Annotated in this window: 19 protein-coding genes; 13 read left to right on the top strand and 6 right to left on the bottom strand. The window is 49.0% G+C overall.

Annotation, left to right across the window (positions count from 1 at the left end; translation table 11 throughout):
• Nucleotides 1-4 precede the first annotated feature (4 nt).
• The 3 genes from AC1DLI_RS21395 (at nucleotide 5) to AC1DLI_RS21385 (ending at nucleotide 3,674) form a co-directional block, all read left to right on the top strand.
• The gene (locus tag AC1DLI_RS21395; RefSeq protein ID WP_477606214.1) at nucleotides 5-988 is read left to right on the top strand and encodes a bile acid:sodium symporter family protein; all 984 of its coding nucleotides are present in this window, start codon (nucleotides 5-7) and stop codon (nucleotides 986-988) included.
• A 72-nt stretch (nucleotides 989-1,060) separates the two neighbouring features.
• Nucleotides 1,061-2,836, top strand: coding sequence for a two-component system histidine kinase PnpS (gene pnpS, locus AC1DLI_RS21390; RefSeq protein ID WP_477606212.1), 1,776 nt, complete (start codon nucleotides 1,061-1,063; stop codon nucleotides 2,834-2,836).
• A gap of 115 nt (nucleotides 2,837-2,951) precedes the next feature.
• The gene (locus tag AC1DLI_RS21385) at nucleotides 2,952-3,674 is read left to right on the top strand and encodes a response regulator (protein WP_475747642.1); all 723 of its coding nucleotides are present in this window, start codon (nucleotides 2,952-2,954) and stop codon (nucleotides 3,672-3,674) included.
• Nucleotides 3,675-3,703: 29 nt separating this feature from the next.
• Here the strand turns inward: AC1DLI_RS21385 and AC1DLI_RS21380 are convergent, their stop codons facing one another.
• Nucleotides 3,704-4,570, bottom strand: a complete 867-nt coding sequence (locus tag AC1DLI_RS21380) for an AraC family transcriptional regulator (protein ID WP_477606209.1) — start codon at nucleotides 4,568-4,570, stop codon at nucleotides 3,704-3,706.
• 201 nt (nucleotides 4,571-4,771) lie between these two features.
• Between AC1DLI_RS21380 and AC1DLI_RS21375 the strand changes: the two genes are divergently transcribed.
• Nucleotides 4,772-5,623 carry a lipoate--protein ligase family protein gene (locus tag AC1DLI_RS21375; RefSeq protein ID WP_477606207.1) on the top strand — a complete coding sequence of 284 codons (852 nt, stop codon included), beginning with the start codon at nucleotides 4,772-4,774 and terminating at the stop codon, nucleotides 5,621-5,623.
• A gap of 10 nt (nucleotides 5,624-5,633) precedes the next feature.
• On the opposite strand, the gene AC1DLI_RS21370 is transcribed toward AC1DLI_RS21375, so the two are convergent.
• From AC1DLI_RS21370 to AC1DLI_RS21350, 5 genes are all read right to left on the bottom strand, one after another.
• On the bottom strand, nucleotides 5,634-6,575 hold the full coding sequence (locus tag AC1DLI_RS21370) for a phosphotransferase (protein ID WP_477606205.1): 942 nt from the start codon (nucleotides 6,573-6,575) through the stop codon (nucleotides 5,634-5,636).
• 36 nt (nucleotides 6,576-6,611) lie between these two features.
• Nucleotides 6,612-7,040, bottom strand: a complete 429-nt coding sequence (locus AC1DLI_RS21365; RefSeq protein WP_308999352.1) for a threonine/serine exporter family protein — start codon at nucleotides 7,038-7,040, stop codon at nucleotides 6,612-6,614.
• Nucleotides 7,041-7,075: 35 nt separating this feature from the next.
• Nucleotides 7,076-7,828, bottom strand: coding sequence for a threonine/serine exporter family protein (locus tag AC1DLI_RS21360; RefSeq protein WP_477606569.1), 753 nt, complete (start codon nucleotides 7,826-7,828; stop codon nucleotides 7,076-7,078).
• A 39-nt stretch (nucleotides 7,829-7,867) separates the two neighbouring features.
• Entirely contained in the window at nucleotides 7,868-9,055 is a 1,188-nt protein-coding gene (locus tag AC1DLI_RS21355; protein WP_477606203.1) for a M20 family metallopeptidase, read from the bottom strand.
• Between the two features lie 133 nt (nucleotides 9,056-9,188).
• Nucleotides 9,189-10,037, bottom strand: a complete 849-nt coding sequence (locus tag AC1DLI_RS21350) for an AraC family transcriptional regulator (protein ID WP_477606201.1) — start codon at nucleotides 10,035-10,037, stop codon at nucleotides 9,189-9,191.
• A gap of 134 nt (nucleotides 10,038-10,171) precedes the next feature.
• Between AC1DLI_RS21350 and AC1DLI_RS21345 the strand changes: the two genes are divergently transcribed.
• From AC1DLI_RS21345 to AC1DLI_RS21305, 9 genes are all read left to right on the top strand, one after another.
• Nucleotides 10,172-12,241 (top strand): beta-galactosidase, encoded by a 2,070-nt coding sequence (locus AC1DLI_RS21345; protein WP_477606198.1) that lies wholly within the window; start codon nucleotides 10,172-10,174, stop codon nucleotides 12,239-12,241.
• Between the two features lie 306 nt (nucleotides 12,242-12,547).
• A complete protein-coding gene (locus AC1DLI_RS21340) occupies nucleotides 12,548-13,801 on the top strand; it encodes a methyl-accepting chemotaxis protein (protein ID WP_477606196.1) in 1,254 nt (417 codons plus the stop codon).
• A 99-nt stretch (nucleotides 13,802-13,900) separates the two neighbouring features.
• Entirely contained in the window at nucleotides 13,901-14,902 is a 1,002-nt protein-coding gene (locus AC1DLI_RS21335; RefSeq protein ID WP_477606194.1) for a PstS family phosphate ABC transporter substrate-binding protein, read from the top strand.
• 189 nt (nucleotides 14,903-15,091) lie between these two features.
• Nucleotides 15,092-15,955 carry a phosphate ABC transporter permease subunit PstC gene (gene pstC, locus AC1DLI_RS21330; protein WP_477606567.1) on the top strand — a complete coding sequence of 288 codons (864 nt, stop codon included), beginning with the start codon at nucleotides 15,092-15,094 and terminating at the stop codon, nucleotides 15,953-15,955.
• 1 nt (nucleotide 15,956) lies between these two features.
• A complete protein-coding gene (gene pstA, locus AC1DLI_RS21325; RefSeq protein WP_477606192.1) occupies nucleotides 15,957-16,832 on the top strand; it encodes a phosphate ABC transporter permease PstA in 876 nt (291 codons plus the stop codon).
• 44 nt (nucleotides 16,833-16,876) lie between these two features.
• Nucleotides 16,877-17,632 (top strand): phosphate ABC transporter ATP-binding protein PstB, encoded by a 756-nt coding sequence (gene pstB, locus AC1DLI_RS21320; RefSeq protein ID WP_308999341.1) that lies wholly within the window; start codon nucleotides 16,877-16,879, stop codon nucleotides 17,630-17,632.
• Between the two features lie 51 nt (nucleotides 17,633-17,683).
• The gene (phoU, locus tag AC1DLI_RS21315; RefSeq protein ID WP_477606565.1) at nucleotides 17,684-18,343 is read left to right on the top strand and encodes a phosphate signaling complex protein PhoU; all 660 of its coding nucleotides are present in this window, start codon (nucleotides 17,684-17,686) and stop codon (nucleotides 18,341-18,343) included.
• Between the two features lie 245 nt (nucleotides 18,344-18,588).
• On the top strand, nucleotides 18,589-20,121 hold the full coding sequence (locus AC1DLI_RS21310) for a GGDEF domain-containing protein (RefSeq protein ID WP_477606190.1): 1,533 nt from the start codon (nucleotides 18,589-18,591) through the stop codon (nucleotides 20,119-20,121).
• Complete coding sequence (locus tag AC1DLI_RS21305; RefSeq protein WP_477606188.1) at nucleotides 20,118-21,344, top strand: EAL domain-containing protein; 1,227 nt, start codon at nucleotides 20,118-20,120, stop codon at nucleotides 21,342-21,344. The genes AC1DLI_RS21310 and AC1DLI_RS21305 overlap by 4 nt, the downstream gene beginning before the upstream one ends.
• The last annotated feature ends 95 nt before the right edge of the window (nucleotides 21,345-21,439 follow it).

Genomic DNA, 21,439 nt, shown 5'->3' with positions numbered 1-21,439 from the left:
GGGAATGATGATGCGTGAATTCGGTTTAGCCTTTAATCGATATTTCGAGAAGTGGATGTTTATTATTATCCCAGGCTCCTTAGTACTTGGTTTTATATTTGCTTCGCAGCTTCAACCCTTCATTAAATCCGTGCCCTATTTGTTTGCGTATGTCACGCTCACTATGGCTATTGGCTGCGGCTTGGGCCAATTGCGAGTGGTGATGAAGCGCCCGGGGATCATGGCGCTAACCTTCCTGATCGCCCATGTGCTCTCACCTCTGGTTGCCTATGGTCTTGGCACGCTTGCTTTTGGAGCAGATTCTCCCTATGTAGTGGGACTCGTACTATTTACCATTATTCCGATTGGCGTCTCGACCGTGCTTTGGGTAGGGATGTCCGGCGGCAGCGTCCCGCTCATGCTGGCGATGGTAGTGCTGGATTCCGCGCTAAGCCCGTTAGTTGTACCTGCCGGCATTCATTTGTTCTTTGACTCGGCCGTAGAGGTAAAGGCAGGTCCTATCATTATGGATTTGCTCGTCATTATCGTACTTCCTACAATTATCGGAGTCGCACTTAATCAGATGAGCCGCGGACGTATTCAAAATGCGGTGGCACCCTACACGTCGCCGCTTTCCAAGTTTTGTTTTGTTGCCGTTGTCTCGTTGAATGCCTCGGCAATCGCGCCGCATCTGGACAAGCTGAAGCAGGATATGGCGCTGCTCGTTCCGGTTGTAATCGTGCTTGTCGGCATTTGTTATGCTTTTGGTTATATCGGTACTGCCGGGCTGCGGAATTACGAGCAGCAGGTGACGGTGTCATATGCGACGGGGATGCGCAACATTTCGCTCGGCATCGTACTTGCGCTCGGTTATTTCAGTCCGCTTGCGGCTGTGCCCGTCGTATTATCGATTCTCATTCAGCAGCCGCTCGCTACGGTACATCATTATGTTTTACAAAAACTTAACAAAAACAAGACTGGCGAAAGTACGGCGGCGCATGTACGATAAACGTTGTATGTTAGATCAGGGGATGTACGACGAAAGCGGCCTGTGCTTGTAAAAACGTAGGGAGTGAACCGGATGAACAGCTTTCGCACCAGGCTGACGCTCATTATGATCGCGATGATCGCATTATCGGTCATTGCAGCAGGGCTATTCATGGTCAAAACTTTTAAAGAAAACCATATTAATGCGCTTGAAGACAACATGGTTCGCGAGATGCAGATTATTTCGGCAAAAATGGAATGGAAGTCAGGAGCGCTCCCAGTACTGTACGGTTATTATACGGATGAGGCGAAGGAGCTTAAGCATTATACAGGCGCACGGGTTACTTTTATTCGCAATGACGGCGTGGTGCTTGGCGACTCTGACGGAGATCCGAAGGAAATGGACAATCATCTTGATCGAGTGGAAGTAAAGGAAGCGCTCAAATCAGGAACGGGGAGAGCGATTCGGGCAAGCGAAACGATCAAGCAAAATATGATGTACGTGGCGATCCCTGTAACGGTCGTGCCAAATCAATCTCCGGATGTCATTCGGTTGGCGATGAGCTTGCAGGAGGTGGATGAAAGCATTCGCCAATTGACGGCGCTTCTGTTCGCCGGATTGCTGGTGCTATTCCTTATTGCCGCATTAATCAGCTATCGTCTTGCACTTAGTTTGACACGGCCGCTCGAGCAAATAACGAAGGTTGCCAAGCGGATCAAAAATATGGATTACCGGGCAAGAGTAAAGGTTACGAAGCAGGATGAAATTGGGGAGCTCGGCAATGCTATTAATGCAATGGCAGACAGCTTACAGGTTCAAATGACACGTATCCAGCAAAATGAGAATCAGCTCGAGAGCGTTCTCGAAAATATGATAAACGGAATTGTGATGATTGATCGCAACGGGAAAATCGTATTGATGAACAGACGCGCAGAGGAAGTGCTTGGTTTTTCCGCACGCGAGCTTGTCGGTCGTCATTTTGCAGAAGCAAAGCAGCAATACGAACTGTCGCAAATGATTCAAGAAGGCTTGAAGAGCAGAGCGCATTTACGCGAGGAAATTACGTTTTATTTTCCGGAAGAGCGTCTGCTTGAGCTTAATCTGGTTCCGATTCATCCGGAAGGCAATGAATTCTCAGGCGTACTCCTTGTACTTCAGGACGTATCGGCTATCCGACGACTGGAGCGTATGCGCAGCGAATTTGTCGCGAACGTCTCCCATGAGCTGAAAACTCCGATTACCGCCGTAAAGGGGTTTGCGGAGACGCTGCTTGGCGGTGCGGTTAATGATGAAGAAACGGCGCGTTCTTTTTTGCAAATCATATATGATGAGAGTGACCGGCTCAACCGGCTGATCGGCGATATCTTGGAATTGTCCAAAATCGAATCGCGCCGCGTACCGCTTGTATTTTCTCCAGTAGAAGTAGATACCTTTGCAGAGAAGTCGATTAAGCTCTTGGAATCGGAGGCTGCCCGCAAAAGAATCGAGCTCAGCATGAATATCGAGCCAGGCTTATATGTGGAAGCGGATGAAGATCGGCTGCGGCAAATCATTATGAATTTGCTCTCAAACGGCATTAATTATACGCCTGAAGGCGGCCGCGTATCCTTAAAAATTGAAGGCCTCGGCGATGATTACATTCGTATTCAAATTACTGATTCGGGAATCGGCATTCCGAAAAAGGATCTGCCGCGTATTTTTGAACGGTTTTACCGCGTGGACAAGGCGCGTTCGCGCAGCTCAGGCGGTACGGGACTTGGCTTGTCTATTGTAAAGCATCTCGTCGAGCTGCATAAAGGAACGATCTCGGTTACAAGCGCGGTAGGCGTTGGCTCGACGTTCACAATTGAGCTGCCAGTTCTGCAATAGAAAAAAAGATTTACCTATTCTTCATGAAACCATGATAAACTAGCATTAAACGTCTTAAATATGCGGATGCGGCGCTAGCTTTTTAGGCGCTGCCATTCGCGAGGTTGGAGGTAACATGTCGCATAAAGTGCTCGTAATTGAAGATGAACCGACATTAGCAAGGCTTCTGTCGTACAATTTGACCCAAGAGGGCTATGAAACGACCGTTATCGATCATGGCGGAGAAGGCTTGCAAACCGCTTTGCAGCGTAATTTCGATTTGGTCATCCTTGACATCATGCTTCCCGGTATGAACGGCTTTGAAATTTTGAACCGTCTTCGCCAAAACGGCGTTAGAACACCGGTCATTATTTTAACCGCTCGGAATGCAGAGGAAGAGGTTGTACAAGGTCTGAAGCATGGCGCCGACGACTATATCACGAAGCCATTTGGCGTAGCTGAGCTCCTCGCGCGCGTATCTGCAGTGCTTCGCCGGACACAGCTCGATGACAGCAAGCCGATTGAATCGACGGAAAAGGTTATAACGGCTGGTGATTTATCAATTTATCCAGAGAAATACGAGGTTATTTTAAACGGAGATACGATTCCGCTTAGACCAAAGGAATTTGAGGTTTTACTTTATCTCGTACAGCGCCCAGGCATGGTTATTACGCGGGATGATCTGATGAATGTCGTATGGGGCTTCGATTATATCGGCGGTCAGCGTACGGTAGATGTTCATGTGAGTTCTTTGCGGAAGAAGCTCGAGCTGGGTCAGCAATCGGTTCAAATTGAATCAATCCGCGGCGTGGGCTATAAACTCGTTATGCCAAAAAAGCTCGTTACCCCGAAATTGTAGGGTGGACGAGCTTTTTCTGATTTCGGAGGCTACTGCCGATTCCATACGAGCATTTTACGCTGGAATTGCTTCGGCGAGCAGTCATTGTATTTTTTAAACATTTTATAAAAATGGGCCATATTCGGCATGCCAATCCGTTCGCCAACCTCTGAAATGCTCAAATCCTTCGTCAATAATATCCGTTCAGCCCACTTCACCTTACGATAATTCACATATTCCGTAAAAGAAAGACCAATCGTCTTTTTGAAATATTTGACGAAATAGTAGTAGCTCATATTGGCGATTTTGCAAACCTCTTCGACCTGGATGCGATCAGTTAGATGATTTTCGATGTAATCCAGCACCGGCTTTAGCCGGATACGGTCGAAATTATCCTGTTCAATAAGCACCTTCCGGGTATCATGACGAAGCAGCAGCAGCAATATTTGCTTAATGAGCACACTGACCGCCAGCTCGTAGCCGGTTTCCTTGCGGGTCGCTTCATTTAAGATTTGCTGGATACAGGAGGCGGTTTTTTGCTTTACGTCACTGTTTTCTTGGAAAATGTAATTCGCTTTGCTTAGCGGCATTTGGGTTTCCGAGAAATAACGCATATAAGGAATCGTACTCTGGTCAAAAAACGGCTCCAAATCAAATTGGAGCACGATATAATCGAGCAGGCTATGGCTGCGATCGCGGTGCAGCTCGGAGGCTCCGATGAGCATGACATCCCCGGTCGTTAGATGAAAGCTTTCCTCATCGATATAGACATCCAGATTGCCTTCAAGAATAAGCAACAGCTCAAGCTGTTTATGATAATGCCAGTTTGTTAATCCATCTAGATCGCGCATCGTCTGAAAAATCCGCAGCGACAGCAATGGGTTTTCGTATGCGACTTTTTCGTTTATGGCTTCCACTGTATTGCTTCCCCCTTGGCGCTGCATGACAATATCCTTATTGTATTGAAAGCGTTCGTCATTAGCAATAAGGGGAAAACATAATAAAATGTATTTTGTCTGTTAACGCCAGAGAAGATGCATGATGGCGCATTTATCGTTAGAATAGATTACATAGCAATGATGGGGAACGAAAAGCAGGAGAGGGCTGGACGAAGACTAATGGGACAGGAATTACTTAAGGATTTGGGGCTTGAAAATGTTCTGGTGCTGGATCGTCGGGATGAGGTGTCTGAAGCGGATGTATTATATTCCTTTGCGCTGGATGAGCTGCTGTGCCGGAGCACCGGGAAAGGCGGGCCGTCAATTTGTCATATATGGCGCCATCCACGCGGCTTTGTTATGGGCTTGCGGGATAGTCGATTGCCTGAAGCTGCTAGTGCAGAACAAAAACTTCAATCAGCGGGGTGGGCGACTGCCGTCCGCAACTCCGGAGGCGCGGCGGTTCCGCTTGATTTGGGAGTGATCAATATTTCATTGATTATGCCGAAGCCATCAGTGGAATCGTTTCATTTCCATGATGATTTTGAACGGATGTACGGGCTGATTCGCCATGCCTTGCAGGAAACGGGCTGTCAAGTCGACAAAGGAGAAATACAAGGAGCGTATTGCCCTGGCGATTTTGATTTGAGTATCAACGGGTATAAGTTTTGCGGCATTGCGCAGCGTCGGCAAACGCATGCTTTCATTGTACAAGCTTTCATTATTACAGAGGGGTCCGGACAGGAAAGGGCTCGTTTTGTGCGGAATTTTTATGATCAAGCAGCAGTCGGTGCAGATTCGAATGATTATCCCGTCGTCGATGCAGATAGCACCGCCAGCTTGGAGCAGTTGACGGGACACGGCCCTGATGCGGGAGAAGTTTTCGTCGAATCTGTGAAACGGATTATCAGGTCGCTGCAAACGGAAGCGGGCATAATTGACGCCGAGGCAAAGCTGGTCATGCCATCCCAAGAGCAAATACGGTCTATGGCTGAGCTTATGCGGGCCAGGTATGCCATTCAAGCGGAATAAGCGGTCTTGTTCATAGATATTCCGCGCATTGCATGAGGTTTGCAGTCGTTTCGAAAAGCTGCTGCTTTAATTGGTGAAGTGGCCAGATCCCTTTATTGGCACGGATATCTTCAGCGATCAGCCTGAGCATCCATAACGAGAATAAGGAAGAAAATAAATAATAGCGTTGTTTAAACGAGCTGGAATCGATACGATAGCCATTTTGAGCAGTTAATTCGATGTATTGATCAAGCAGGCGTTCTCGTATGGCCGCAGACATGCTCTTTGGAAATAAGGGATGAGAAAGATCGATGACATGATACAGATCCCAATATCGGTTGTTCAGATGCGCGTGTTCCCAGTCGAGCACCTTAAGCTGCCCATTTACGCGGGCGTAGTTGCCTAGATGCAGATCACCATGCGAGAGCACAAGCTCATCCTCTGAGAAGCTTTCCTCCTTCAGCAGGGAAAACAGATGCCTGCATAGCGGTGAAGGTAAGCCTGGCCATACCTGTTCGGGATCGGATTCTTGCACTTGCTGAAGCAGCTCTGCTCGAACAGCTTCAGCAGCTGGCTTCGGTCCTCTAAGCGGAGCCTGAAGCAAGTGGCCAGTTGGCAGTGCATGCCACTGTGCCAAATAGATTAGAAGCTCACTCGCGGTCTCTTCTTCGAAAACATGCTTTAATTCACCCAGATCCTCGTATAAAATCCAATTCATGCTGGGATCGGAGCTTAAGGAATGAGATATCATTCGCGGATAAATTGGAGGAAGAGCCGATAGGATATGCTCATTTACCCAAATCTCCTTACCCAGCTGATCATTATTTGTCAGCGGCTTAAACACGAGCGATTCGGCAGCCGTGACATAGATCCTCTCGACACAGCTCCCATTCATCCCCTGATACAGCTTCACTCTCCGCCATATCTTTTCGTCATCGATCCGGCCGTCAGGCTTTATGATGGTAAGCATCATGAATTCTCCTCTCGCAGCTAATCTAACCAAATGCTTCTAACGTTCGGTTTTGCGAATGATCTGATTGATGACTTCCGAGAATACAAGTCCAATTGCGATAGCCCCCGAAATCATAAATGCCTTCACGGCAAGCTGTACCGCGATATCATAATTGTCTTCGACGACATTCCGCATCGCATCGTACGCGAGACCTCCTGGAACTAATGGGATAATTCCCGACACACTAAATACAATAATAGGTGTTTTGTAAAGCTTGGAGAACAGCTGACTTATCACCGTCACGATAAAAGCGGCAATCAGGGTAGCCGGAATTGAGTCCAAATCGAGCTGAATACAAGTCACATAGATCAGCCAGCCAATCATGCCGACAGCGCCGCAGTGCAGGAGCGTCCGCTTCGGCACGTTGAAGATGAGACCAAAGGCTGCCGTAGCTATGAAGCTTGTTATGAGCTGTTCAAGCATCATCAAGATGATGCACCTCCAGGTAGCAAATTAATGAATTAGTAAAAGGACAGCACGGCGGCTATGCCAGCTCCGATAGCGAATGCAGTAAGAAAGGCCTCTGCCCCTTTTGAAAGGCCCGATACGAGATGGCCGGCCATTAAGTCGCGGACTGCCGCGGTAATATGCAGGCCGGGAACCAGGGGCATAACCGAACCGATGATGATTTTATCTAAGTCAAAACCAAAGCCTTTATGTACAAACAGCACGGATAGGGAGCCGATCAGCAAGGCAGAGATGAACTCGGCGAAAAACTTAATTGGCACGATACGATGCAGCTGCAGCAGAAAACCGAAACCGATGCCGCCAATCAGCATGACAGGCAGAAAGTCGCGCCAGCTGCCTTGAAACATGATGAGAAAGCATCCGCTGGCGATGGCCGCTGCAATAATTTTCAGCCAGGTAGGATACACGAAGGCATTCGTATCGATTTCTTGCAGCAGGCGATGCGCATCGCCTGCTGAAAGCTTTCCTGTGCTTATTCTTCTAGAGATATCGTTGACAAGGGATACTTTAAGCAAATTCGTTGAACGCTCGGATATCCGAATGAGCTTCGTCATTTGGGAGGAACCGTCGATGGCAAAAATAATGCCTGTCGGCGTTACGAAGCTATGCGAGTTCTCAATGCCGTAAGCTGCCGCAATACGGACCATCGTGTCCTCGACACGATAGGTTTCGCCCCCGTTTTGCAAAATGATTTTGCCGGCCAATAAGCAGATTTGAGTGATTTCATGACTGTTTATTATGCTCATATTCAATTTGGCCTGCCTCCTTGTCCAAGCGAAGTGTAGTTACTTGCCGCTTTTCTTTTGCTGTTCGAATTCCAAGCGAATCCGCGCAAGCAGAGCCGGATCAGCAAATACGTCGAACGCGGTAGCAGCAAGCATTTTGGCACCGAATAGCATCCCGTCAAGCGCATAATCTTTCATGGCAGCATCGCGGAACGCTTCCGTATGTAGCAGCAGCCGATCTTGAACGACTTTGACGAAGGGATGGATTGCCGGGCAGCGGACCGAAACGTTGCCAAGATCCAAGGATCCGTGATCCTTGCCGATCTGGATTTGTTCGGGACGGATGCCGGCTTCAATGAGATTTGCGTTAAACTGCTCGGACAGCGCTTCATTAGTGAGCAGCTCGTCATAGGAGAACTCAAATTGATTAGTCGTCAGCGTGCAGCCGGTTTGCAGCGCAGCGCCTTCCGCGCAGCGCATTACCTTTGCTGTTAGCTCATCCGTGTAAGTTCGGGAAGCCGAGCGGACGTAAAATTTGGCTGAAGCATAGTCTGGAATGATATTCGGCGCTTTGCCTCCGTTGTCGATAATGCCGTGAATACGGGCATCGCTGCGTGTCTGCTGACGAAGCGCATTGATACTGTTAAACAGCTGAAGCACCGCGTCGAGCGCGTTTATGCCCTCATAGGGACTTGCCGCTGCATGGGCTGACAGGCCTGTGTATTCAAATTGGATCGCATCGAGCGCCAGCGATTCGCCAGATTGCTCGAACGTATGGTACGGATGGGCCATTAGCGCAAAGTCGCAGTCATCGAATAAACCCGCTGCCGCCATCGGTACTTTAGCGCCGCGTGTTTCTTCGGCAGGTGTGCCGTAAATGCGGATTTTACCGCCAATCCCGACAGCAAGCAGCGCAGCTTTGAGTCCGACAGCCGCTGCGACGCTCATGGAGCAAATCAGATGATGACCGCAGGCATGCCCGATTTCCGGAAGCGCGTCGTATTCGCATAGGAAGCCTACTGTTGGTCCTGGTTTATGGGTATCGAATACGGCGATAAATGACGTTTCGATGTCAAGGATACCGCGCTCCACCTCGAAGCCGTATTTGGATAACTCCGTACATAACAGCTCTGATGCAAAAAACTCTTGATGGCCTAGCTCCGGCCGGCTGCCTACGGACCGCGATATGTCGCGAAACGCCTCCGCGTATTGATCAATTTCTGTGAAAACAAGTTTTTTATCGGTCATATTGTTATTAAACCTCCTAAAGAGACTCGAAGCATGGAAATGTGCAGGATAAGCGCACGGGTGTGCTTACAGCACTAAAAGTAAAAGGCTTGAGCTATACGTTTCACTCACACCAAGCGGCGAAGCGCTAGCGCTAACGCATGCCATGTATTTTTTTGAATTGCTCGGGGCTTAGTCCTTCAAGCCGCCTGAAGACGGAGCTGAAGTAGCTTGGGGAGTCGAAGCCGACGCGGCTGGCGATTTCATGCATCTTAATTTCACTCTCGCGGAACATAAGCTCTTTGCTCCGATTGACGCGTTCCCGGTTGACATATTCCATTGGCCGCATCTTTAACGCTTTCTTGAACAGCAGGCATAAATACTGCGGCGTTACATCAATGCAGCCTGCCATATCCTTTATCGTAATGAGCTCATTATAATGCGCTTCAATATATTGCAGGACGGGCTGCAGCTTTAAGTAGTTCTGCTCCACGGAATGCGAGCTCACAAGAATAACCTTCATCAAATCGAGCAAAAACATGTAAACCAGCTTCGAGCATTCGAGCCCCAGAAAAGCACGGCCGGATTGCGTCATGGCGTAAATGTTTTTCATATGGGTAACAATCATATCATGATCAGCGGTAGAATAGACACCGGATTGCGTGATTCCGGCCTGCCTGAACAGCTTGTCGGATAAGTCCCCGCGAAAGCTCATCCAAATCACATCCCACGGCTCTTGAATTGAAAAATATTGATGCTGCTCGTTGGGAAACAAGCAGAACCCTTGGCCGGCCCGCACCGTCATCCTCTGATCGCCGACATGCAGCTCGCCCGAGCCGTCAATGACCTGCAGCCATTGAAAATGAGGATACCCGTTCGGGCGGTCGATCGGCTCTTGATTGCTCCAATGCCCAATACTCGTGAGATAGACGGGGAGCGTCGTGTCCGATTCGGTTAAAATCGGAAAAACCATCGTATCAATAATCGCAGCCTCCAGTTTCATATTTTTAAAGTGATGCGAATATACTGTTATTTTGTTACTCATTTGAACGAGTTATAATATGAATATCATTATAGTATATCCAAACAGTATATCCAATAATGGCTGCAATCAAGATGAAACTGGAGGTCGCTGAGATGAGTTTGAAATTTCCGCCGATTAGTTCAAAAATTCCGCAAATGCTGCATGGTGCAGATTATAATCCGGATCAATGGCAAAAATACCCCGAGGTGCTGGAGGAAGACATCCGGCTCATGAAGCTTGCGCACTGCAATGTCATGTCGGTTGGTATTTTTGCTTGGATGGCTATAGAACCTGAGGAAGGCGTATTTACATTTGATTGGCTGGATACGCTGCTTGATAAGTTTGCTGCTAACGGCATCTATGCGCTGCTCGCTACTCCAAGCGGTGCGCGTCCAGTATGGATGTCTCAAAAATATCCGGAGGTGCTGCGTGTAGCACCGAACGGCATCCGCAATTTGCATGGCGCACGCCATAACCACTGCTTTAGCTCGCCGGTTTACCGCGAGAAGGTCACCATTATGAACACGAAGCTGGCTGAGCGTTATTCCGATCACCCAGCTGTCATTGGCTGGCATATTTCGAATGAATACGGCGGCGAATGCCACTGCTCGTATTGCGAAGATGCATTCCGCGGCTGGCTGAAAAATAAATACGGTTCCCTCGAAGCGCTTAACGATGCTTGGTGGACGACATTCTGGAGCCATACGTATACGGATTGGAGCCAAGTTGAGTCTCCGACGGAGCGCGGCGAGAAGGCCGTTCATGGTCAAAATGTGGATTGGAGAAGATTCGTAACGGATCAAACGGTTGATTTCTGCCGTAACGAGATCGAACCGCTGCGCGCTGCAAACAGCGAGCTGCCGATTACGACGAATTTCATGCTTGATTTTGAGCCGCTTAACTATTGGAAGTTTACAGACCTTCTCGACATGATTTCATGGGATGCTTACCCGACATGGCATGACAACGGCGGAGATGACAGCGAGCAGGCGGCTTGGATTGGATTCAACCATGATGTATTCCGTTCTTTGGGCGGCGGTAAGCCGTTCATGCTGATGGAGAGCACGCCGAGCATGACGAACTGGCAGCCGGTCAGCAAGGTGAAGCGCCCAGGCATGCATATGCTGTCCTCGCTTCAAGCAGTCGCGCATGGTTCGGACACCGTCCAATATTTCCAGTGGCGCAAGAGCAGAGGCTCAAGCGAAAAGCTTCACGGCGCGGTAGTTGACCATGTAGGGCATGAGCACACGCGCGTATTCCGTGACGTTGCCGAGCTGGGTGAGACGCTGGAGAAGCTGACAGAGGTTGTCGGCACGACGGTGAAGCCGGAGGTTGCGCTTATTTATGATTGGGAGAACCGCTGGGCAGTGAAGGATTCGCAAGGCCCTCGTAACGGAGGTCTGCATTATGAAGAAACGGCGAAGCGCCATTACCGTCCTTTCTGGGACTTAGGCGTACCGGTTGATATTATCGATTCGGAATGCTCATTCGATTCTTATAAAGTCCTGGTAGCTCCAATGCTCTATATGGTTCGTCCAGGCGTTGGCGAGCGGATCGAGCGTTTCGTCGAAAATGGCGGCACTTTCGTTGCTACCTACTGGACAGGCATCGTTGATGAGAATGACTTATGCTTCCTGACTGGCTTCCCGGGACCTCTGCGGAAGACGCTAGGGATTTGGTCCGAGGAAATCGATTCTCTGCATGATCATGATTCCAACCGCATCGTTTTGAATGACGGCAACGCGCTTGGCCTGAGCGGCGAGTACACGGCGCGCGAATTATGCGATCTCATCCATCTGGAGGGAGCAGAGGCGCTTGCTGTATACGGCGAAGACTTTTACGCTGGACGTCCGGCATTGACGGTTAACCGTCTGGGGGCGGGCAAGGCTTACTATATTGCTTCCCGCAATGAAGCAGCCTTCACAAACGATCTGCTGGCGCGGATTGTCAAGCAAGAGGGCATCAAGAAAGTGCTGAATACGGAGCTGCCGCAGGGTGTAACTGTACAACTGCGTACCGATGGCATAAGCGATTATGTATTCGTGTCTAATTTTAGCGCGAACGAGGCTTCGGTTGCCCTAGATGGCCGTGCCTATACCGATTTGTTAACGGGGGAAGCGGCTGGGAAAAGCGTCGATCTTGGCGCTTACAGCTGCCGTATTTTGAAAAGGGTTTCCGAATAAGCATTATCCATCATAATAAGCTGTGTGTAACGTACAAGATCTTGTACGCTGCGCACAGCTTTTTTTGATATATAAGAATTTATATGTTTTCACATATAAATATGCTTATATATCTCCGCGAAACGACTGCTTTTGCCACAGAGGACGGCGACAGCCGTTTACGCTTGCGTTTCCCAAAAGAATCATTTTATCGAATATAAAAAAATATTGTCGAATTTAACATTCCGATAACATTTCTGCTTATTCCTGTTGATGCTTCCGACCTATAGTGAGTGAATAAGGAAATAGAAGGAAGGATGATGAGGAGTGACAGCGACTGTTCTGGATAAAACGAACCACTTGGTAAACGAGAAAAATGTGAAAACTGATCCGAAAGCACCACTTAACGGAAAAGATCCGCAGCAAGCAAAAGTAGAGAAGACGGCTGCTGGACAAGCCAATGATCAAATGGCTCAGCAGCTTACCGCAAAGCCAGTGCCAGCCGTGTCTCAGACTGTACGCTTGAAGCATTTTTTGCGTCAAGCTCCGACAATAGGGGCAGAGCGGACCTGCCGGGAGACGATCGCGGTGTTCAAAAAGCATCCGGAAAGCGAATGTATCATTGTGACTGACGAACAAGGGACTCCCATCGGATTAATGATGCGAAATCGTTTCTTCTTGAAGCTGGGTCACCGCTTTAGCGCTGACTTGTATGATGATAAGCCAATTATGAAGCTGATGGATGCAGAACCTTTGCTGGTAGACCATGAGGATGAGCCGCAGCGGTTGATCGACAGCGCCTTAAGCCGTCATGACAGCGTCCTTTATGATTGCGTCATCGTCACGGCTAACAACGGATTGGCTGGCGTTTTGACCGTATCCGACTTGCTTAAGCTGTCCAGCATGCTGCAGCAGGAAGCGGTTGCTGCCCAAATGAGCACGATTCGCTCCGCAGAGCAGCGAGTGAAGGAGATTGAACAGGCAGTTAGCAGCGTTCGCGAATCCACAGCGCAGGGCGAGTCCTTGTCTGTGGAGATGGTTGATTTAACCCTAAGCGGCAAAAACGAGCTGGATAAGGTCACGAAAGCATTTGATGCGATTGCCGCAAACTCGCAGCTGCAAGAAAAACGCATGAACGAGCTGCAGTCGGAAGCAGGTTCCATCAGCAAAGTGTCCTTGTTAATCAAAGAGCTTGCGGAGCAAAGCAATTTGCTTGCGCTTAATGCTTCTATAGAAGCAGCGCGTGCAGGCGAGCATGGGCTCGGCTTTGCAGTAGTAGCCGGCGAAGTGATGAAGCTCGCGGGCCAAACGAAGAAATTCGCGAATGAAATCACAACCTTGACGAGAACCATCGTAGAAGCTATTTCACAAACGGCGAATCTAGCGCAAACCGGCCGAACGGAGACCATTGCAAGCGAAGCCAATGTCAATGAAGCGGTAGACGCATTTAATCGTTTGTTCCGGGCAGCGGCGGATAACCGGAACAGCGCGCAGCTAATCGGTTCATTGACGGAGCAAGCGCATCAGCAGTCCGTTCATGTAGCCGGCGAAATGGCAAAATTGCAGCAATCATATTTTTAACATGGAGTTTACAAAAACAGAATACGAGGTTTACAAACGGCTAGTAGTATAAGAGGCACGGGGGATGACCCTAAGAGAAAAATAAGAGGAGTGGTAGAGTTGTTGAAGAAAAAGGGCTTTAAGGGGATCTTGATGTTGTCGATGGTGGTGCTGCTGGCATTTGCGGCTGCATGTGGAAATAATACAAACGGCGCAAATAACGGTTCAGAAAATACAGGCGCTTCGAATAACACAGCAACAAACGCTCCAACAGAAGATGCAGTCAAATTGTCAGGCGAAATTAAAATCGATGGTTCAAGCACAGTTTTCCCGCTAACTGAAGCAGCAGCTGAAGAATTCAACAAAGAGCATACGGATGTACGCGTTCCAGTCGGCGTATCCGGCACAGGCGGCGGTTTCAAACAATTTTGCGCAGGCGAGATCGCAATCGCAGATGCTTCCCGTCCAATCAAAGAAGAAGAAGCAACAGCTTGTAAGGATGCAGGCATCGAGTACACTGAGCTTTCCGTAGCATTTGACGGATTGTCCGTAGTCGTTAGCAAAGACAATGATTTTATCGACCACTTGACGGTTGAAGAGTTGAACAAAATTTTCCTAACTGGCAGCACAGTTACAACATGGAAAGATGTTCGTGATACTTTCCCTGCTGAACCAATCGTGATGTTCTCGCCAGGCGCTGATTCCGGAACTTATGACTATTTCAACGAAGCAATTTTAGATAAAGCAGGCATTCGCAACGATAAAGCAATCAGCTTCTCCGAAGATGACAACGCGCTCGTTCAAGGCGTATCCGGCAGCAAATACGGAATCGGCTACTTCGGTTTTGCTTACTATGAAGAAAATCAAGACAAATTGAAAGTTGTTCCGATTGACGGCGGCAGCGGCGCAATCACGCCATCTTATGACACGATTAAAGACGGCAGCTACGCTCCATTGTCCCGTCCGCTATACATCTATGCAAACAATAAAGAGCTTGAGCGTCCAGAAGTAAAAGAATTTGTGAAATACTACATCAATAACATTGGAACATTTGCTGGTGAAGTTGGTTATGTTGCCCTTCCAGATGAGCAGTACGCGACAGAAGCAGCAAAAATCCAATAAACAGTAACTGACTGAGTGAAAAAATGTGGTGTCTCGAGGGACATCACATTTTTCTCGGCACATATGTAAACGAATTGTAAAGGCAAGAAGGAGGACGCCGCAATGCCAAGGCAAGGGCTGCAAACGGTCAGTAAGGCTCAAACATCCAGCAAAGAAATCTATGATTTCAAAAATAAACGCGTAAGCATCATGAATAAAGTGATGCCAATCCTATTGTTTCTATGTGCATCCGTATCCGTTCTTACAACGATAGGTATTGTCGTCACTCTCATCTCGGAAACCTATCAGTTTTTTCAGAAAATACCGATTTTTGATTTCTTGTTTGGGACCAAATGGTCACCGTTAATCGCGCCCAAAAGCTTCGGCGTTCTTCCGCTCCTGTCAGGCACGCTTATGATTACGTTTATCGCCTGTTTAGTTGCTATTCCGCTAGGACTTGCGAGTGCCATTTACTTATCGGAGTATGCGCCGAAGCGGGTTCGCAAAATCGTTAAGCCTATTTTAGAGGTGCTTGCAGGCGTTCCGACAATCGTATACGGCTACTTCGCTTTAAGTTTGGTTACGCCACTTATCCAAAGTCTATTCAACAGCGCTGGCGTGTTCAACGCATTAAGCGCCGGTATCGTAGTCGGTATTATGATCATTCCGATGGTTAGCTCACTAAGCGAGGATGCTATGTCATCGGTTCCGCGCAGTCTGCGCGATGGCGCATATGCTCTTGGAGCAACACGCTTCGAGGTTGCTTTGAAAATCGTTGTGCCAGCTGCTTTCTCCGGTATCGTAGCTTCAGCGGTTCTCGCTTTCTCACGGGCGATCGGCGAAACGATGATCGTTACAGTGGCAGCGGGCTCCACGCCTAATATGACCGCTAATCCGCTCGATAGTATCCAGACCATGACGGCTTATATCGTTCAGGTCAGCCTTGGAGATACGCCGCACGGAACGGTTGAGTACGGATCGATCTTCGCGGTCGGCATGACGTTGTTCGTCATTACGTTCCTGCTCAATATTCTTGCCCAGTATATCGCAAGAAAATTCAGAGAGGAGTACTAAGATGAACATATTTCAAGATGCGAATCGCAAGCAAATTGCGAGTCGGCGGAAAACGGACTGGATGCTTCATATGCTGTTCGTCGTGGCAACCTCAATCGGCGTGCTCGCGTTATGTGCGCTAATCATAGACATTTTGATCGACGGTATTTCAAGGCTTCAGCCTGATTTATTCACGAACTTCCCATCCCGCAAGGCCGATGGCTCGGGAATGAAATCCGCGCTCGTCGGTACGATTTATATGCTGCTTATTATGGCGCCAATTTCGTTTATTTTCGGAGTGGGAGCGGCCATTTATCTCGAAGAATATGCGAAGAAGGGCCGTATCACCCGGATGATTCAGCTTAATATCAGTACGCTTGCGGGCGTTCCATCCATCGTGTACGGGATTTTGGGTTTGACCCTGTTCGTCCGTCTGCTCGCGCTTGACCGCAGTCTCATCGCCGGCGCGCTCACGATGACGCTGCTCGTGCTTCCTATTATTATCGTATCGGCGCAGGAAGCGATCCGCGCCGTTCCGAAATCACGCCGCGATGCTTCGTTTGCGCTCGGCGCGACCAAATGGCAAACCGTGTCCCGTTCGGTTATGCCCTCTGCGCTTCCAGGCGTTCTGACTGGCGTTATTCTTGCCATGTCGCGGGCGATTGGCGAGACGGCACCGCTCGTTATGATCGGGGCACTGACTTATGTCGCATTTTTGCCAGAGGGTCTCAAGGATTCGTTTACGGTTATTCCAATTCAAGTGTACAACTGGTTGTCTAAGCCTCAGCTTGAGTTCAAGGAGCTGGCGGCCAGCGGTATTATCGTTTTGCTAGCGCTGCTGCTGTTGATGAATTTCTCGGCTATATTGCTTCGCAATAAATATCAGAAAAACGTTTAATGAGCATCGCTGGCAGGAGCATACCATTTTAGGAGGAAAACGATATGGAAGCACTTATTAATATTAACAAGCTGAATTTGTTTTACGGCGCTTTCCACGCTTTGAAGGACGTAACGCTGACGATTCCGGAGAAAGCGATCACAGCTTTCATTGGACCTTCCGGCTGCGGCAAATCAACGCTGCTTCGTACGCTGAACCGTATGAATGACATGATTCCAGGCACTCGCATCGAGGGCGGTATCGCTATCGGCGGAACCGAGATTTATTCCAATGAAGTGGACGTAGAGACGCTTCGCAAAAAGGTAGGCATGGTGTTCCAGCAGCCGAACCCTTTCCCGAAGTCGATTTATGATAATGTCGCATACGGACCTCGCTTGCATGGGATTACAAGCAAACGGGAGCTTGACGAGATCGTAGAAACGAGCTTGAAATCAGCTGTGCTCTGGGACGAAGTAAAGGATCATTTGAAACGCTCAGCCTTCGGTCTCTCCGGCGGACAGCAGCAGCGTTTGTGCATTGCCCGCGCACTTGCCGTGAATCCCAATATTTTGCTCATGGATGAGGCGACCTCTGCCCTGGATCCGATTTCCACGCTCAAGATTGAAGAGCTTGCCCAAGAACTGAAGGATAAATATACGATCGTGATGGTTACTCATAACATGCATCAGGCAGCCCGCGTATCGAACCAAACCGTGTTTTTCCTAAATGGAGAAGTCGTTGAATACTCGGATACAGAGAAGCTGTTCTCCAATCCCACAGATCAACGCACGGAGGATTACATTAGCGGTCGCTTCGGCTAAGCCGCGGTCAGTCATGGAAGTAACTTATATTGTAGGAGGAATGCCGTTGTGATGGCCGCACGTAAAGAATTTGACCAAGGACTTGAGCATCTTCATAACCTGTTGATCGACATGGGTACATTCGTAGAGAATGCGTTGGTAGAATCGATGGAGGCGCTAAAGTCCGTTGACGTTGCCCGCGCCAAGAAGGTCATCGAGAAGGACCCGACACTGAACCAAATGGAAGAGAAAATTACGGAAATCGGCTCGAAGCTTATTGCTACGCAGCAGCCGGTAGCCAAGGATTTGCGCCGGATTTTGTCCGCATTCAAAATTGCGAGTGATTTGGAGCGGATGGGCGATCTTGCTGTCGATATCGCTAAGGTTGTCCTGCGCCTAGAAGGACAGGAGCTGATTAAGCCGTTGATCGATTTGCCACGCATGGCAGAAATCGTTCAATTGATGACGTATGAATCCATTCAATCCTTCATTCAGGAGAACGTGGATTTGGCGTACAAAATGGCGAAGGACGACGATCAGGTTGATGCCCTTTACGGACAAATTACCCGTGAGCTCTATTCACTTATGATGGAAAATCCCCGCAACATCACGCAATCGTCATTGCTGAGCTTTGTCGGACGTTATTTGGAGCGGTTCGGTGATCACGCAACGAACATCGGCGAGAGCGTCGTTTATCTCGTGACAGGTAATAGACCGGATTTGAACGTATAAAATGAGGTAAACGATACTTAAGACCGTCGAAGCCAAAGCGCTTGGACGGTTTTTTTGTTAAATCTGACAGCTTAATGTGCTTCTGCCGAACGGCCTTTGCCATTTAAGCCTTTCAGCACATACGGAGTGAAAAAAATGTCGAATTTTACCGGGATTTAATCCTTTCATGCATCTCCATTCACAATTGAGTGCTAAAGTAAGTGACAAAGGACAGAAATAGAAGCTAGTCGAACGAGGGGAATATCATGAATGGAGTCGGGATTGGTTTATTCAATCGAGATATGCTCCGCACCATCAAAGAGCGCTGGGATGAGGGCGGCATCGGTGTTATCTATGTTCGCTTCCGATTAGGGCATGCCTTGTCAGAAGCTGCATTGCATCTTTGGGAGAGCGGAGAGCAAAGACTCTTTTGGCGTCAACGGCTTGAGTGGGACTACTTCTTTTTGTTTGATCGCCGGCAAGAGGATGATCCGATCGTCAAGGTCATTGAACAAGCGTTGGAGCGGTTGCACGGCAGATTACGGAAAGCTGGGGCAGCTGGCGGAAAGGACAACGCCGCAGAATGCGAAGCTGAGGTCAGCATGGGGATGTCTACCGCTTTTCCTCCAGCTACCGGCCGTTCCTCGGAATCGGTTGTATACCGGATGCTGCTGGATGCGATGGAGCAGAGCGCATATCATATCTCGCTTGGCAGGGAGCATAGGGAATCCAGCCCGGTTAGCCGATTGGACAAGGTGAACTTCGGACAGCTCGCGGCAGCAAGTGAGTCCTCGCATAACCAATATTTATCGGGGGTTCACAGTAAATCCGTAAGAATTGGCACGCTCGCAGTTCCGTTTCCGATATTTCCTGCTAGGGCTAGAGTATCGGAGGTCGCTTACTTGTTTGATACGAATGCAAAGGCGCAGGGCGCTGTCATTGTCGACCAAGGAAAACCGATCGGAATCCTAATGAAGGAGAAGCTGCATCAGATGCTGGCCGGCCAATTCGGGCTTCCGCTTTATTGGAACAGGCCGGTCGAGCGAATCATGAACAATCAGCCGCTCATCGTGGATGAACAGCTGACTGTCGAGCATGTATCGCAGCTGGCGATGGCGCGGGATTTTTCGCAGCTTTACGATGTAGTTCTCATTACGAAGGATGGTCAGATGGCGGGTGCTGCTTCGATTAGATCCATTCTGGAGTGCATAACGACGCTCCGAACGGAGGCAGCACGCACGGCTAATCCGCTTACGGGTTTGCCGGGGAACGAGGAAATCCAGCTCGAGCTGCGGCGGCGAATCGGCCAAGCGGAGCCGCTTGCAGTAATCTATGCGGATCTCGACTATTTTAAATGGTATAACGATTGCTTTGGCTTTGGCATGGGCGATAATTTGATTCGCTACCTCGGAGAATTACTGCGGAGAGAGCTTGATCAGTTCGGCGGCAGCGCTGACTTTATCGGTCATATCGGCGGGGATGATTTTATAGCGGTGACAAAGGCTTCTATTGCTGAAAGCTTATGCAAATCATTGATCACAAAATTTGATCAAGGCATTAAACCCTTCTATGGGGGTGCCGAGATCACCACTGTCGAAGATCGGAATGGCAACCTAATTGAGCATGAGGGCGTAACGCTCTCTTTGTCGCTCATGTTGTGGGATGGAAAGGTGCCGCTTTCGACGGAGGAGATCCCACGGCTGGCGGCTAAGCTGAAAAAGCAAGCGAAAGCACTTAAAGGCAGCGTATGTGTCATGGATCAAATATCAGGAATGCATCATGGAGAGGAACGAAAGTGAAATTGAGACAACTTAGTGAGATATGGCGGCTAAAAGGCGGGAAGAACCAGAGCGCAGACTATCTTGGCATTATATATTTGTCGTGGCAGTTTCCAGCTGGCGATCAGAGGAGCCGCGATTGCTCGCTGCAGGAGAAATGGCGCGTTTTTGCGGAGCACGAGGCAAAAGCTGCATTTGGCAGCTCCATGCTTTATGAGGGTTTGCAATGGATGAAGGAGGATTTATTCATTCATTTGCGATTGCCTGCAGGTCGCCAGCCGCTGCTTGAGGGCTGGCTGCTTGAGCTTGCCCATAAGCATACTCATGATTGGGAGCGGCGCTTTATTGAAGGACTCGACTGCGGGGAACGGCTTAACGTGGAAAGGAAGCTTCATGCCGGGGTTGCCGTTTCCTCAAATGATTTGCTTGGAGCAGACGGCTTGGTTTGGTACGAGGTAATGAAAAAAGCGATTTTGCACGGCCAATCGGCAGGCGCAATGGTGCGCAGCTTAAAGCGGCGGGCAATCGACCGGTTGATCGGCGAACGACTAATCAAGCCCGTATACCAGCCAATCGTTTCGCTGCAGCGTTCGGGAGAGGTGTTTGGTTACGAAGCACTAACGCGAACGGAGGATACGACTTGGTTCGGGGGGCCATTGGAGCTGTTTCTCTTTGCCGAGCAGCAGGGATTGACATACTCACTGGATCGCTTGGCAAGGGAGAAAGCAATCGACGGCTGTATCCCGCTTTTGCCAAACCAGAAGCTGTTTATAAACGTGATGGCGCAAATTATGGAAGACCCAAGCTTTTCGCCTGGACAAACGCTAAGCCTGCTGGAGCAGCATCACTTGTCTCCGCATCATGTCGTCTTCGAGATTACGGAACGAAGTGCAATTGCGGATTTCGGCACGGTAAAAAAAACGCTTGAGCATTATCGCAGCCAAGGCTACCAGATCGCGATCGATGATGTTGGGGCAGGGTACTCTTCCTTGCAGTCCGTCGTTGAGCTGCGGCCTGATTATTTGAAGGTGGACCGTTCCATCATCCAGAACATTCATCTCGATGAGATGAAGGAGCATATTTTGTATACGTTGATCCAGCTTGCCGCCAAAATGGACATCTCCATTATCGCCGAAGGCATTGAGCTCGAAGAGGAGCTAGCGAAGGTGCGCGAGATGGGCGCCCAGTATGCGCAAGGATATCTCTTAGGCAAGCCTGAAGCTTTCCATTTGCCTAAGCAATAAAAGTACGTAATGGGCTTTCCTATGGCAGTGATGCTTGGGAAAAGCCCATTTTGTGGTATACTGGGAGGTATGAATGCTACATAAAGAAGGTGTTG

The sequence above is a fragment of the Paenibacillus sp. 01T443 genome (genome assembly GCF_056398325.1).
Note: the sequence above shows the minus strand (reverse complement) of the source record. Positions and strands in the feature narration are given on the sequence as shown.

Bases quoted from the DNA above. Each gene is read 5' to 3' on its own strand.
- AC1DLI_RS21375 (WP_477606207.1), top strand. From the start codon at position 4,772: ATGGGACAGGAATTACTTAAGGATTTGGGGCTTGAAAATGTTCTGGTG.
- phoU (WP_477606565.1), top strand. From the start codon at position 17,684: ATGGCCGCACGTAAAGAATTTGACCAAGGACTTGAGCATCTTCATAAC.
- AC1DLI_RS21310 (WP_477606190.1), top strand. From the start codon at position 18,589: ATGAATGGAGTCGGGATTGGTTTATTCAATCGAGATATGCTCCGCACC.
- AC1DLI_RS21370 (WP_477606205.1), bottom strand. From the start codon at position 6,575: ATGATGCTTACCATCATAAAGCCTGACGGCCGGATCGATGACGAAAAG.
- pstB (WP_308999341.1), top strand. From the start codon at position 16,877: ATGGAAGCACTTATTAATATTAACAAGCTGAATTTGTTTTACGGCGCT.
- pstC (WP_477606567.1), top strand. From the start codon at position 15,092: ATGAATAAAGTGATGCCAATCCTATTGTTTCTATGTGCATCCGTATCC.
- pstA (WP_477606192.1), top strand. From the start codon at position 15,957: ATGAACATATTTCAAGATGCGAATCGCAAGCAAATTGCGAGTCGGCGG.
- AC1DLI_RS21360 (WP_477606569.1), bottom strand. From the start codon at position 7,828: ATGAGCATAATAAACAGTCATGAAATCACTCAAATCTGCTTATTGGCC.
- AC1DLI_RS21365 (WP_308999352.1), bottom strand. From the start codon at position 7,040: ATGATGCTTGAACAGCTCATAACAAGCTTCATAGCTACGGCAGCCTTT.
- AC1DLI_RS21350 (WP_477606201.1), bottom strand. From the start codon at position 10,037: ATGAAACTGGAGGCTGCGATTATTGATACGATGGTTTTTCCGATTTTA.
- AC1DLI_RS21395 (WP_477606214.1), top strand. From the start codon at position 5: ATGATGATGCGTGAATTCGGTTTAGCCTTTAATCGATATTTCGAGAAG.
- AC1DLI_RS21355 (WP_477606203.1), bottom strand. From the start codon at position 9,055: ATGACCGATAAAAAACTTGTTTTCACAGAAATTGATCAATACGCGGAG.
- pnpS (WP_477606212.1), top strand. From the start codon at position 1,061: ATGAACAGCTTTCGCACCAGGCTGACGCTCATTATGATCGCGATGATC.
- AC1DLI_RS21345 (WP_477606198.1), top strand. From the start codon at position 10,172: ATGAGTTTGAAATTTCCGCCGATTAGTTCAAAAATTCCGCAAATGCTG.
- AC1DLI_RS21385 (WP_475747642.1), top strand. From the start codon at position 2,952: ATGTCGCATAAAGTGCTCGTAATTGAAGATGAACCGACATTAGCAAGG.